Source organism: Shinella zoogloeoides, from assembly GCF_003574625.1.
In the GTDB taxonomy this organism is placed as follows: Bacteria; Pseudomonadota; Alphaproteobacteria; order Rhizobiales; family Rhizobiaceae; genus Shinella; species Shinella zoogloeoides_A.
This window is the reverse complement of record NZ_QNUJ01000010.1, coordinates 188,262-199,895: the sequence shown is the minus strand read 5'-3', so window position 1 is coordinate 199,895 and position 11,634 is coordinate 188,262. Positions and strand designations below refer to the sequence as shown.

Below are 11,634 nucleotides of genomic sequence, written 5' to 3'. Positions count from 1 at the left end.
GTTGCCACCCGACGCCGGTCTTACCATTATGGCGCCCTGCCCATCCTCCCCCGGAGATTCGCCATGAAAGACGACTGGCGGCTGATCGCCGCGCCGGTGAAGATCATCCTTGCCAATTACGGGCGTTCCTCGCGCGGCCTGCTGGCGCTGGTCGCCGTCATCGTCTTCCTCTCGGCCGTTTCCGCCGTCGCCGCGCCCTATCTCTTCTCGCGCCTCATCGACGCAATGGCCGCCGACCGGCTCGCCGAGGGACTGGCCGCCGGCCTCGTCGTCTATGCCCTGCTCATCGGCATCGCGGCGGCGCTGCAGCATATGGTGCAGTACCTCTCCTACATGAGCGCGGAGAACCTCAGCTTCATCGCCAGCACCAGCCTGTTCGACCGACTGCTGAGGAAGACGGCCGGCTTCTTCGTCGAGCACAACCCGGCCGAGATCGAAGGCGCGCGGCGGCGCGGACAGGGCGCGCTGATGACGCTCGTGCAGCTCGGCCTCATCGTCTTCATTCCGGGCACGACGCAGATCGTGCTCGCGCTCGCCATGCTGGGCGCGACGATCAATATCGAGGTCGTGCTGATCGTCATCGTCTACGGCACCGGCTTCGTCGCCCTCACCGCCCTTGCCAACCACCGCACGCGCCGCTTCCTCGACGCGGCCATCGAGGCCGGGCAGGAGAATGCGAAATTCGTCGGCAACGCCATGGCGGCGATGGAGACGCTGCGCCATTTCGGCAGCCACGGCTGGATGCAGGCGCGCTTTGCCGACAAGGCCCGCGAGGAGCGCGACAACTGGGCCGCCTTCTGCCGCCGCCGCATCGGCTACAGCGCGGTGCTCGGCGCGGGACTGGCGCTGCAATTCGTCGTCACCTTCCTCCTGCTCCTGCCGCGCTACCGGGCGGGCGAGCTCAGCGTCGGCGACCTCGTCCTCTTCAACACGCTGCTGCTCCAGCTCAACATGCCCTTCGAGATGATCGGCCATGCGCTGGACGACGTGGTGCGCGCGCGGGCCTCGCTGCTGCCGCTCGCCCGCATCTGGGCCGCGCCGGAGGAAGAGGATGCCGCAACGCCCGGCGGCTTCCTGCCGCGAGACGGCCGCCTCGCCTTCGAGAAGGTCTCCTATGCCCATGAGAACGGCCGGGGCGTCGCGGATATCAGCTTTTCGGCGACGCGCGGGCGCATCACCTATCTCGTCGGCGAAACCGGCTCGGGCAAGTCGACGCTGCTGCGCCTCGCCCTCAAATCGCTCAGCCCCGCCTCGGGCCGCATCGCCGTCGACGGCATGGACCTCGAAGCCGTCTCCCAGCGCGACTGGTACGCCGCCGTCGGCATCGTGCCGCAGGAGCCGACGCTGCTCAACGACACGCTCGCCGTCAACATCGCGCTCGGCCGGCCGATGGACCCGGAGCGGCTGCGGCGCGCGGCAGAGAAGGCGGCGATCCTGATCTTCATCGAGGCCCTGCCCGACGGTTTCGAGACCATGGTGGGCGAGCGGGGCATGAAGCTCTCCGGCGGCGAGCGCCAGCGCATCGCCATCGCCCGGGCGCTCTATGCCGATCCGCAGTTCCTCTTCCTCGACGAGGCGAGCTCGGCGCTGGACGAGGCGACGGAAGCGGAGATCATGCAGCATATCCGCAGCCTTGCCGGCGACGTGACGATCCTTGCCGTCACCCACCGGAAAGGCGTGATCGCCCCCCTCGACCACGTCGTCACCCTCGGCGCCGGGCGCATCGAGAGCGAGACCTGAGACAAGTCTCGCAAAAGCCGCAACCGCTAATGGTTTCCCAAAGGAATTCGAGGGAGCCTTTCATGAAGATCGACGGCAGCATGCTTTCCGCCTATGCGCTCGGCCGGCAGCGGCCCGCCGCCGGCGTTGGCGACAGCCTTTCCAACGGCATGGGCGAGGGCGGCGGCGCGTGGAAGCGCAACATCCCGACGGTGGAGACCTCCGCCGCCATGCCTTCCGGCCTTGCCAATGCGCTGTGGGTCAACAAGCAGGAGAAGGCCGAGCGGGAAAGCGAGGGGCTTCTCTCCGATTTCATGGAGCTTTCGAAGATGAACCCGGTCGAGCGCCTGCGCAAGGAGCTGCTCGAATCGATGGGCCTCACCGAGGAGAGCCTCGCCGCGCTGCCGCCTGAGCAGCGCGAGGCGATCGAGGAGGAGATCCGCCGCGCCATCAAGGAGCGGCTGGGCATCGACGACACCCAGCAGGCCGGCCCCTCGGAAGGGCAATCCGCGGCCGGCACGGAGGAAGCGAAGGCCTGACCGGCCTTCGCTTTCATCCTTCCTCTTTCCCATGAGAAAGCCAGTTGACAAACGGCGCGAAAGGGAGAATATCGCGACCATGATCAAGAGCACGCACATCGCCGCAACGTATTTTTGGCTGTTCCGATAAGGAGCGGCTGTTCGATCATGTCAACAAGCCGCCATCAGGCGGCTTTGTTGTTTTAGGGCACCTGATGGCACGAAAACCAAGGAGCCCGAAATGCTGAATACCGTCATCAAGCTCGATCCCCACGCCGTCGAACGCCCGCCGATGCTGACCATCCGCGCCGCGCGCCAGGGCGACCTGCAGCAGATCCTCGACATGATCGCGCTGCACGCCGAATGCCACGGCGACACCGCGAAGATCACCGCCGTCGACCTCGATCGCGACCTCTTCGGCACCCATCCCTGGATCACCGCCCTCGTCGCGGAAGCCGGCGGCCGGCTGATCGGCTACGCGCTGATGGTGCCGATGTACCGCGCCATGGAAGGCGTGCGCGGCATGGAGCTGCACCAGATCTTCGTGCGCGAGGACAATCGCGGCCACGGCATCGGCCGCCATCTCGTTTCCCGCGCCCGCGAGCATGCCCGCATCTCCGGCTGCGGCTACCTCTCGGTGAGCGCGGCGACCGGCAATTTCGGCGCGCACCGCTTCTACGAGCAGATGAACTTCCGCGCCGGCCCGGTGACGGGCATGCGCTACGTCCAGGCATTGGGCTGAACCGACGGAGGCCGGCATGGCGAAGCGACTGGCAATCGTGCTGACGGAAGGCTACGCGGACTGGGAATGCGCCCTGCTGATGGCGACGGCGCGCGGCGACTGCGGGGCGGAGACCGTGGTGCTGACGCCCGGCGGGGCCGACGTCACCTCGCTCGGCGGCCTCGCCGTCAAATCCGCAGGCAAGGCGGAAGCCGCCATGCCTGCCGATTTCGACGTGCTGGTCGTGTGCGGCGGCACGATATGGCAATCCGGCGCGGCGCCCGACCTCTCGGCTCCGGTCGGGCGTTTCGTCGGCGCCGGCAAGCCGGTGGCGGCGATCTGCGACGCCACGCTGGAATTCGCCCGCCTCGGCCTCTTCGACACGCGGGCGCATACCGGCAACTATCCCGGCCAGATCGGCAAGCTCGTGCCGGACTATCGCGGCGCGGCGCATTACCGCGACCAGCCGCAGGCCGTGAACGACCGCGGCGTCATCACCGCCTCCGGCGCGGCACCCGCCACCTTCGCCCGCGAAATCGTCGAGGCCATCGGTCTCGGCTCGGCGGAGCTGCGGGATTATCTGGCGATGTACGGGGATGAGCACGGGGCGGCGAAGGGCTGAGGATTAAGGGCTGGTGCGGAACGCATGTCGCCCACGCAAGAGCGGCCGACCGCGCCGCGAAAATGCCGGACCTGATGGTGGCAGTGTCCCACCTTATGGCCGCAGCACCCGACTTTTCGGCATTGTCGCGGCTTGGCGGCATTTCGCCAGCCTGAAGGCATCTCGGCTTGGGCACCCGGCCTGGGGCATTCCGGCTTGGTGGCGGCCATGCCCTGCACGGCGGCAGGAGGCTGCCCACCCCACCCTCCATCGTCATCCTCGGGCTTGCCCCGAGGGCCCGCGCCTCAAGCTCAGGTCGTGCCGTGACTCATGGATACTCGGGTCAAGCCCGAGGATGACAAAGGAGAGGTGAGTGTCCCGTCAGGGCGGCAGAGAGGATGCGGCTCGCGCAAGGCCCCGGGCATTCAGGCTCACGGGGCGTCAAGGCCCATCGGGCGTCGGGCCTACCGGACGCTTGGGCCCGCCTAACGTTCCGGCCCCCTGAGCGCTCCGCCGACCGAGCGTTCAAGCTCCGCCAAACCGTCAGACCCCGTCAGGCCTGGCCCCAAACCGCCAGACCCCGCCCCCAAACCTCACCGTGCTGGGATCGCCTTCAGGTAGGCGGCGATCGCCTCGCGGTCTTCCTTCGGCAGCAGCGCGATGTTCTTCTGCACGGAGACCATGGCGCCGCCGACGCTGTCGAATTCCGGCGTGAAGCCGGTTTCGAGGTAGTTGACGATATCGCCTGCGCTCCAGCTTCCGAAGCGGCCCTCGACGGGGGTGATGTCGGGGACGCGGCCTTCGCCTTCCGGGTTCGGCCCGCCGGCGAGCCACTGGTCGGTCTTCAGGCCGCCCAGCATGTCGCGCGGCGTGTGGCATTCGCCGCAATGGCCCGGCCCCTCGACGAGATACTGGCCGTGCTTGACCGTCTCGTCGGCATCGGCGAGCGCCACGCGCGGCGCCTCGTTGAGGTAGAGGAGCTTCCAGCCGCCGAGCGCGAGGCGGATGTTGAAGGGGAACGGCAGTTCGTGCCCCGGCGCGACATTGCCGCTCTTCGGCAGGGTCTTCAGATAGGCGTAGAGATCGCCGATGTCCTTCACCGTCATGCGCGCATAGGAGGCGTAGGGGAACGAGGGATAGAGGTGCTCGCCGTCGCGGCCGGTGCCGCGCTTCATGGCGTCGCCGAATTCCGCCAGTGTCCAGGCGCCGATGCCCGCCGTCTCGTCCGGCGAGATGTTCGGCGCATGGAAGGTGCCGAAGGGGCTCTTCAGCGCGAGCCCGCCGGCCAGCACCAGCTTCTGGTCGTCCGGCGCGCCCGGCGCCGCGTGACAGCTCACGCAGCCGCCCGCATGGAAGATGCGTTCCCCATTGGCAAGGTCCGGCTCGCCGGCGGCGGCCCAGGTCTCGGCCGGAAGCCGCTCGGGCGCCGTCAGGAAGACGAATGCGCCCGCGCCGATCGCGCCGAGCAGCACCACGCCGCCAAGAAGTCTTTTGAGTGCCATGGGTCCTCCCCGCCTGCGCCCGTCCCTTCCGACGAAGAGGCCGCGGCGCATAAACACAAAGGTTCCATCCCGGCGGCCGGCACCGGGACGGTGTTCATTCTTTCGGGATGATCCGGTCCACCGCGGTCACTTCTTGACGCGGTAGACCTCATGACAGCCGCCGCAATTGGGGCCGATCGCGCCGAGCGCCGCGACGACGCCCGCCTGGTCCGCCGGAAGGCTCGCAAGGGCCGTGTCGGCGGTCGCGCCGAGCTTGGCGGCATGGGCCTTGAAGTCGTCCATCTTTTCCCAGATCGTCGCCTTGGCTTCCGTGTCATGGCCGGTCTCGGAGCCTACGGGGAACTGCTCCGGGAAGGCCTTCGCCACCTCGCTCATCGTGGTCAGCGATGCCTTGACGACCTCCGCGTCATAGGGCTTCTCGCCCTTGGCGATGCCGGAAAGCGCGCCCATGGCCCCGCCCACCTTCTTCATCATCTGCTGGCGCACGACCTGCGGCTCGTCCGCCGCCACGACGGCGCCCGCGCCGATGACTGCAAGCGCGGCCGCGGCCGCCAAAGTCCTGAACTTCATGGAGTTCTCCCCGTTGCTGGCGGCCGGCCGGGGCCGCGCCGCCGATTTGCGATGCGCGGCCATGATTGCATTTTAGAAAATCCACGACAGTAAAATCTTTTTGATGCCAGCGATGCGTCGGAACGCCACGGGCGGCCGCATCTTCAACGTTTCTTGATCTTTTATAAGCACAACTCGGGCATCGACACAGTGCCGGTCCGAGGGCCACCAGCATGCGGAACGCATTCCTCAAGACCCTGTCCGCCGACCTGCGGCAGATGCTGCCGTTCCATGTCTTCGTGCTCGCGCATATGGCGCTGGTCGTCGGCATCCTCACCTGGCATGCCGATTTCACGGCGGCGGCCTACCTGCAATATGCCGCGCAATTCGGCCCGGTCTATTTCCTGGGGCTTCCGGCCATTCTCCTCCTCGGCAAGCTCGTCGCCGGCGTGTTCCGCAACCCGAAGGCGCCGCTCGCCTGGGTGACGCTGCCGCCGCCCGCGCTGCTCGGCCATCTGGCCGGCGCCGCCGCCGTCTTCGGCTCCGTCATCCTCTTCATGGGCTCGTTCACGACGTTCAAGACGATGATGCCGGCCCTGAGGAACGGCTTTCCGTACGACCGCGTGCAGGCCGACCTGGATGCCCTGCTCTTCGGCGGCGTCGATCCCGGGCCGCGGCTGATGGCGCTCTTCGGCAACCCGCATATCCTCTCCATCCTCGAATGGAACTATTCCGTCGCCTGGACGGCCTTCGCCTTCGTGCCGCTCTTCTTCATCGTGCTGCGCGCAAGGGGCGCTGTCCGCCTGCGCTATTGCCTCGGCTTCGCCCTCGCCTGGGCGGTACTCGGCAACCTCCTCGCCTGCCTCTTTCTTTCCGCCGGTCCGGCCTTCTACGGGCACGTCACCGGCGATGCCGCGCGCTTCGCGGCGCAGTTGCGGATGCTCGACAATGGCGTGGTGGCGGCCTTCCAGACCTATCTGTGGCAGAACCATCTTCAGGACGTCGCGGGCCTCGGGACGGGCATTTCCGCCTTCCCGAGCGTCCATGTCGGCGTCACGATGATGAACGCCCTCTTCCTGCGGGAATTCAGCCGCACCGCCGGCCTTCTCGGCTTTGCCTATGTCTTCGTCATCCTCATGAGCTCGGCGCTCTTCGGCTGGCACTACCTGATCGACGGCTATACCTCCATATTGGTCGTCCTTCTCCTGCATGTCGCGCTGAAGCGCCTGTTCGCGGCAAGGTCCGCAACACCGGCCGAAGACCTCAAACCGTCCCCCAGCCCCGCCATACCGTGAACACGGCGATCGCGACGAGCAGCACGCCCGCCGCGCGGCCGATGAGGCGGGTGGCGGCGGGACTGCCGACGAGCGCGGCGCGGCTCTTGGCGGCGGCCAATGCGAGGCCGCCATAGACGGCAAGCTGCGTCGCCCAGATCATCAGCAGCATGACGAGCGTCTGGCGCCAGAGCGGCCCGAATTCCGGGCGCAGGAACTGCGGGAAGACGGCGAGCATGAAGAGATAGGCCTTGGGGTTCATGAGGCTCGTCAGCGCACCCTGGCGGAAGCGCGTGGCAAGGCCGCGCCGCTCGAGGCCATCGACCTCGCCGATGACGATGGAGCTGCGGAAGAGCTGCCAGCCGATGAAGGCGACATAGGCCGCGCCGAGCACCAGCAGCCCGTTGAAGAGTTTCGGCGCGAAATGCAGCAGCATGCCGACGCCGAGGGCGGCATAGAGCGTGTGCACCAGACCGCCCGCCATGATGCCGAAGGTCGCCGAGAGCCCCGCCCTGCGGCCGCCGGAAAGCGCGCTTGCCAGCACGAAGACCATGTCCATGCCCGGCACGATGATGATGCCGGAGACGAGCAGGAAGAAGAGCCAGAGGTTTTCGCTGTAGGTCATGTCAGTTGGCCGTTGCCTTTTGCCGCGCCGCAGCCCTATGCTGCCTTTCGTTTCAAGCGCTTGAGGCGTGCTATAGCGAAGGCCACTGACAGGGGTGTGTCAGTTGTGACGGAGAAAAACATGCGCAAGGCATCCCGGCTCTTCGAGATCATCCAGATCCTCAGGCTCGCCCGCCAGCCGGTGACCGCGGCCGAGATCGCCGAACGGCTGGAGGTGACGGCGCGCTCGATCTACCGCGACATCGCCGCGCTGCAGGCGATGCGCGTGCCGGTCGAGGGCGAGCGCGGCATCGGCTATATCCTGCGTCCCGGCTTCGACCTGCCGCCGCTGATGTTCACCATCGAGGAGACGGAGGCCGTGGTGCTGGCGCTCGCCCTTCTGGAGCGAACAGGGGACGCGGAGCTGAAGGCGGCCGCCAGAAGGGTGGGCGAGAAGGTCGCCGGCGCCGTGCCGCCGCCGCTGCGCCAGACGCTTTCCGCCCGCGCGCTGCACGCCTGGGGCACCGCGCCGCGCCAGCCCGAGGGCATCGACCTTGCCACGGTGCGCCGGGCGATCCGCGACGAGGAGAAGCTGCTCATCGACTACCGCGACGAATATGCCCGCGCCACCGAGCGCACCATCCGCCCCATCGCGCTCATCTACTATTCGGAAACGGCGAACATCGTCGCCTGGTGCGAACTGCGCCAGGCCATCCGCAATTTCCGCGCCGACCGGGTGGAGGCCTGCGAAGCGACGGGCGGGAACTTTCGCGGCGAAGGCGACGGACTGCGGCAGATGTGGATTTCCGGCTGGGCGGAGAACCGGGCGGCGGCGGGTTCCTAAGCGTTTCACGCATTCCGGATGCAAAACCGCGCTCCACTTTGCCGGAATTGCCCTATTCCGGCCATTCCTCGCGCGGCCATTGCCGCGCGGCATGGATGACGCGCAGGATGAACAGGGTCTCCCGCCCCTCGGCCATCTCCATGCAATAGGCGAGAACATAGGGAAGACCGCTCACCGATTTCTCGTAGGTGCCGCCGACCCGGCCCGGCCGGCCGACGGCGCGTTCGCCCAGCAGGACCGCCGCCGCATCGATCCGCGCGGCAACCGAGCGTGCCGCTGCGGGATCGTCCTTCGCGATGTGGCGGACCTGCTGCTTCAGGTCATCGAGAGCCGCGCGGGACCATCGGACGGGACGCTTCACGACCGGTCGCGCTCAGCCGTATCGATCGCGGAGGCGAGTTCGGACATGGCTTCCTCATGCGAAACCGTCCGCCCCTTGCGAACGTCCTCAAGGCCTTCGCTGATGCCCTCTACGATCGCCAGTTCCCTGGCGACATAGGCCGAGACCGCCTCGGCGGCGAGGAAGGAGCGGCTGCGGCGCGTGTCCGCCGCCAGCCTGTCGAGCTTTTCCTTGATGTCGATGCTGACGCGGATCGTCATCGTCGTGCTGCTCATGGTGGCCATCCGTACTGGTTTGTGTACATGTCAGCACAATATCACACATCGGACGAAATTGAAAAACCCGTTCCTTTTCGGCAGCTGGAGAGAAGGCTCGCCAAACAAAAACCCCGGCCGTTTCCGACCGGGGTTTTCGAAATCCGATAAGCCGAAGGCTTACTTCGTTGCGGCTTCGTAGCGCTCCAGGACGTAGTCCCAGTTGATCAGGCTGTCGACGAAGGCTTCGAGGTATTTCGGGCGGGCGTTGCGGTAGTCGATGTAGTAGGAATGTTCCCACACGTCGACGCCGAGGATCGGTTCCGCGCCGTGGACCAGCGGGTTCTCGCCGTTCGGGGTCTTGGAGATGGCGAGCTTGCCGTCCTTGACGGAGAGCCAGGCCCAGCCGGAGCCGAACTGCGTGGTGCCGGCGGCGACGAAATCGGCCTTGAACTTGTCATAGCCGCCCAGATCGCTGTCGATGGCCTTCTGCAGCGCGCCCGGCAGGCTCTTGCCGCCGCCGCCCTTCTTCATCCACTTCCAGAAATGGACGTGGTTGTAGTGCTGGCCGGCATTGTTGAAGAGGCCCTGGTTGGTGCCGTAGGACTTCTTGACGATCTCTTCGAGGGAGAGGTTCGCAAGGCCCGCTTCCTCCGCCAGCTTGTTGCCGTTGTCGACATAGGCCTTGTGGTGCTTGTCGTGGTGATATTCGAGGGTCTCGCGCGACATGAAGGGCGCGAGCGCGTCGTAATCGTAGGGAAGCGGCGGAAGTTCGAAAGCCATGATGGTGTCTCCTCTTTGTTTGCCGCAATTCCGAAGGCGGGCCGGTTTCCCGGCCAATGCTGGAATTGCTCTGGCGACGGAATTTTGTGAAGGAAATCCGTGAGCGGAACATAGGAGCGGCAACCGGAAGAGGCAACCGCCCGCCTTCCAAATTTTCCTGACATGCGGCAAAATCCTTCCCGTTTCGCCTGCCGGATCAAGGGCGGGCGGAACCCCTTTCCGATTCGCGGCGTTTCGCCCTTCCCGCCAACCCGGAGCCCTCCATGCGCATCATCCCCCTTTCCGCCCTCGTCCTCTCGCTTGCCGCCGCCGGCGCCCATGCCTCTTCCTCCGATGCCTGGGAGGAATTCCGCGCGGATGTGGAGAAAAGCTGCCTTGCCAGCCTGCCGGAGGTGCTGGGAACGCCGAACGTCTTCGTCGAGCCGACCGGCACGCAATCCTTCGGCATCGCGGCGATCGAGGGACTTTCGCCGGAATCGAAGAGCCAGATCACCTATGTCTGCATCTACGACAAGCAGAAGAAGACGGTGGAAGTCTCCCCGCCGATTGCCGCGGAATTCCTGCATGTGGTGCGGGAAAGCGAGCGCGAGGCGGCGGCGAAGAAGCGCGCCGAGACGGGGGACAATACGACGCAGGATGCGGCGGGGCAGGAATAGGCGACGACCCCGCCGGGCTTCGGCAGGCGTCGCTACTGGCAGCGAGCCCCCTCATCCGACCCTTCGGGCCGCCTTCTCCCCGACGGGGAAAAGGGGCCGGCAGGCGGATGGCGGGGGCCGCCGGCATGACCGAAGCGGCCTTCCCACCGGCCTTTCCTCATTCACGCATCGCCGTTCGAATGCGCCCAGTCGAAATAGAGGTCGCGGGCCTTGGCGGTGATGGGGCCGTGGGGAAGGTCGCGGTCCTCGAAGCGGGTAACGGGGACGACCTTGGAATAGTTGCCGGAGGTGAAGATCTCGTCGGCCGCTGCAAAGTCGGCCGGGGTGAGCGTGGTCTCGACCACGTCGAAGCCAGCGTCCCGCAGAAGGCCGATGACGCGGCTGCGCGTGATGCCGGCAAGGAAGGTGTGGTTGGCGGCGGGGGTGAAGACGACGCCGTCGCGCACCATGAAGATGTTGGACGAGGCGGTCTCGGCGACGTTGCCCAGCATGTCGCGCACCAGGGCGTTGTCGAAGCCGCGCTTGCGGGCCTCGACCAGCATGCGGGCATTGTTCGGGTAGAGGCAGCCGGCCTTGGCATCCGTCGGCATGCATTCCACCGTCGGGCGGCGGAAGGGCGAGACCGTCAGCGAGGAGCGGGCATTCGGATCGCCCAGCGAGGCCTCGAACAGGCAGAGCGCGAAGCGGGTGGAGCCCGCATCCGGCGCCACGACGCTGATCGGCGAGCCGTGCTCGGCCCAGTACATCGGCTTGATATAGATCGCCGTCCTGCCGTCGAATTTCTTGACGCCTTCCCAGGCGAGCGCCTCGATCTCTTCCGGGGAGACGGTCGCCGCAAGGCCCAGCGCCTCGGCGGAGCGGTTGATGCGCCGGCAATGCAGGTCGAGGTCCGGCGCGATGCCGTCGAACCAGCGCGCGCCATCGAAGACGGTCGAGCCGAGCCACATGGCATGCGAGGTGGGGCCGATGAGCGGCGGGTTGCCGGAAATCCATTCGCCGTCCACGAAGGTCCAGGTGGCGGAGCGCGGTGAGGTATCGACTGGCATGTTTCAAACTCCTTCCAGAGCATTTCCGGCAAAGGGCGGAGCGGTTCGGCGTCCGCCAATGCGAAGAACCAAAGAGCCGGAGCGGTTTCGCGGTTCGCGAGAAAAGCGGAAATGCCCTGGCCCATCAAGGCCCGACCGGGATGAGCGGTCAAGTCGCCCTGCCTTCCGCCAGAGCGCGCCGCATGTCCATTCAAGATGTTGAATGGGTGCATCAGGTCTTGTCA

At 66.6% G+C, this 11,634-nt stretch carries 14 protein-coding genes; 7 read left to right on the top strand and 7 right to left on the bottom strand.

Annotated elements, in window-relative coordinates:
* Window positions 1-63 precede the first annotated feature (63 nt).
* From DSD28_RS20020 to DSD28_RS20005, 4 genes are all read left to right on the top strand, one after another.
* On the top strand, window positions 64-1,740 hold the full coding sequence (locus DSD28_RS20020; RefSeq protein WP_119258190.1) for an ABC transporter ATP-binding protein: 1,677 nt from the start codon (window positions 64-66) through the stop codon (window positions 1,738-1,740).
* Between the two features lie 62 nt (window positions 1,741-1,802).
* Window positions 1,803-2,258 carry a hypothetical protein gene (locus DSD28_RS20015; protein WP_119258189.1) on the top strand — a complete coding sequence of 152 codons (456 nt, stop codon included), beginning with the start codon at window positions 1,803-1,805 and terminating at the stop codon, window positions 2,256-2,258.
* 220 nt (window positions 2,259-2,478) lie between these two features.
* Window positions 2,479-2,979 carry a GNAT family N-acetyltransferase gene (locus tag DSD28_RS20010; RefSeq protein ID WP_119258188.1) on the top strand — a complete coding sequence of 167 codons (501 nt, stop codon included), beginning with the start codon at window positions 2,479-2,481 and terminating at the stop codon, window positions 2,977-2,979.
* A gap of 16 nt (window positions 2,980-2,995) precedes the next feature.
* Entirely contained in the window at window positions 2,996-3,580 is a 585-nt protein-coding gene (locus DSD28_RS20005) for a DJ-1/PfpI family protein (RefSeq protein WP_119258187.1), read from the top strand.
* 572 nt (window positions 3,581-4,152) lie between these two features.
* Here DSD28_RS20005 and DSD28_RS20000 read toward each other — a convergent pair.
* Together DSD28_RS20000 and DSD28_RS19995 are read right to left on the bottom strand one after the other, a co-directional pair.
* The gene (locus tag DSD28_RS20000) at window positions 4,153-5,061 is read right to left on the bottom strand and encodes a cytochrome c (RefSeq protein WP_119258186.1); all 909 of its coding nucleotides are present in this window, start codon (window positions 5,059-5,061) and stop codon (window positions 4,153-4,155) included.
* 126 nt (window positions 5,062-5,187) lie between these two features.
* On the bottom strand, window positions 5,188-5,631 hold the full coding sequence (locus DSD28_RS19995) for a c-type cytochrome (RefSeq protein WP_119258185.1): 444 nt from the start codon (window positions 5,629-5,631) through the stop codon (window positions 5,188-5,190).
* 212 nt (window positions 5,632-5,843) lie between these two features.
* Between DSD28_RS19995 and DSD28_RS19990 the strand changes: the two genes are divergently transcribed.
* Complete coding sequence (locus tag DSD28_RS19990) at window positions 5,844-6,905, top strand: phosphatase PAP2 family protein (protein ID WP_119258184.1); 1,062 nt, start codon at window positions 5,844-5,846, stop codon at window positions 6,903-6,905.
* On the opposite strand, the gene DSD28_RS19985 is transcribed toward DSD28_RS19990, so the two are convergent.
* The gene (locus DSD28_RS19985) at window positions 6,874-7,509 is read right to left on the bottom strand and encodes a LysE family translocator (protein ID WP_119258183.1); all 636 of its coding nucleotides are present in this window, start codon (window positions 7,507-7,509) and stop codon (window positions 6,874-6,876) included. The two genes, DSD28_RS19990 and DSD28_RS19985, sit on opposite strands and share 32 nt — an antisense overlap.
* Window positions 7,510-7,629: 120 nt before the next feature.
* Between DSD28_RS19985 and DSD28_RS19980 the strand changes: the two genes are divergently transcribed.
* Window positions 7,630-8,331 carry a helix-turn-helix transcriptional regulator gene (locus DSD28_RS19980; protein WP_119258182.1) on the top strand — a complete coding sequence of 234 codons (702 nt, stop codon included), beginning with the start codon at window positions 7,630-7,632 and terminating at the stop codon, window positions 8,329-8,331.
* A 52-nt stretch (window positions 8,332-8,383) separates the two neighbouring features.
* Here DSD28_RS19980 and DSD28_RS19975 read toward each other — a convergent pair whose 3' ends face one another.
* The 3 genes from DSD28_RS19975 to DSD28_RS19965 form a co-directional block, all read right to left on the bottom strand.
* Entirely contained in the window at window positions 8,384-8,692 is a 309-nt protein-coding gene (locus tag DSD28_RS19975) for a type II toxin-antitoxin system RelE/ParE family toxin (RefSeq protein ID WP_119258181.1), read from the bottom strand.
* Window positions 8,689-8,946, bottom strand: coding sequence for a CopG family ribbon-helix-helix protein (locus DSD28_RS19970; protein ID WP_119258236.1), 258 nt, complete (start codon window positions 8,944-8,946; stop codon window positions 8,689-8,691). The genes DSD28_RS19975 and DSD28_RS19970 overlap by 4 nt, the downstream gene beginning before the upstream one ends.
* Window positions 8,947-9,105: 159 nt before the next feature.
* A complete protein-coding gene (locus tag DSD28_RS19965; protein WP_119258180.1) occupies window positions 9,106-9,708 on the bottom strand; it encodes a superoxide dismutase in 603 nt (200 codons plus the stop codon).
* 263 nt (window positions 9,709-9,971) lie between these two features.
* Between DSD28_RS19965 and DSD28_RS19960 the strand changes: the two genes are divergently transcribed.
* Entirely contained in the window at window positions 9,972-10,364 is a 393-nt protein-coding gene (locus DSD28_RS19960; RefSeq protein WP_119258179.1) for a hypothetical protein, read from the top strand.
* A gap of 161 nt (window positions 10,365-10,525) precedes the next feature.
* On the opposite strand, the gene DSD28_RS19955 is transcribed toward DSD28_RS19960, so the two are convergent.
* The gene (locus tag DSD28_RS19955) at window positions 10,526-11,410 is read right to left on the bottom strand and encodes a branched-chain amino acid aminotransferase (RefSeq protein WP_119258178.1); all 885 of its coding nucleotides are present in this window, start codon (window positions 11,408-11,410) and stop codon (window positions 10,526-10,528) included.
* Between the last annotated feature and the right edge of the window lie 224 nt (window positions 11,411-11,634).

Coding starts and splice junctions, on each gene's coding strand:
- DSD28_RS19965 (WP_119258180.1), bottom strand. CDS start 9,708: ATGGCTTTCGAACTTCCGCCGCTTCCCTACGATTACGACGCGCTCGCG.
- DSD28_RS20000 (WP_119258186.1), bottom strand. CDS start 5,061: ATGGCACTCAAAAGACTTCTTGGCGGCGTGGTGCTGCTCGGCGCGATC.
- DSD28_RS19995 (WP_119258185.1), bottom strand. CDS start 5,631: ATGAAGTTCAGGACTTTGGCGGCCGCGGCCGCGCTTGCAGTCATCGGC.
- DSD28_RS19985 (WP_119258183.1), bottom strand. CDS start 7,509: ATGACCTACAGCGAAAACCTCTGGCTCTTCTTCCTGCTCGTCTCCGGC.
- DSD28_RS19960 (WP_119258179.1), top strand. CDS start 9,972: ATGCGCATCATCCCCCTTTCCGCCCTCGTCCTCTCGCTTGCCGCCGCC.
- DSD28_RS19970 (WP_119258236.1), bottom strand. CDS start 8,946: ATGAGCAGCACGACGATGACGATCCGCGTCAGCATCGACATCAAGGAA.
- DSD28_RS20010 (WP_119258188.1), top strand. CDS start 2,479: ATGCTGAATACCGTCATCAAGCTCGATCCCCACGCCGTCGAACGCCCG.
- DSD28_RS20005 (WP_119258187.1), top strand. CDS start 2,996: ATGGCGAAGCGACTGGCAATCGTGCTGACGGAAGGCTACGCGGACTGG.
- DSD28_RS19990 (WP_119258184.1), top strand. CDS start 5,844: ATGCGGAACGCATTCCTCAAGACCCTGTCCGCCGACCTGCGGCAGATG.
- DSD28_RS20020 (WP_119258190.1), top strand. CDS start 64: ATGAAAGACGACTGGCGGCTGATCGCCGCGCCGGTGAAGATCATCCTT.
- DSD28_RS19980 (WP_119258182.1), top strand. CDS start 7,630: ATGCGCAAGGCATCCCGGCTCTTCGAGATCATCCAGATCCTCAGGCTC.
- DSD28_RS20015 (WP_119258189.1), top strand. CDS start 1,803: ATGAAGATCGACGGCAGCATGCTTTCCGCCTATGCGCTCGGCCGGCAG.
- DSD28_RS19955 (WP_119258178.1), bottom strand. CDS start 11,410: ATGCCAGTCGATACCTCACCGCGCTCCGCCACCTGGACCTTCGTGGAC.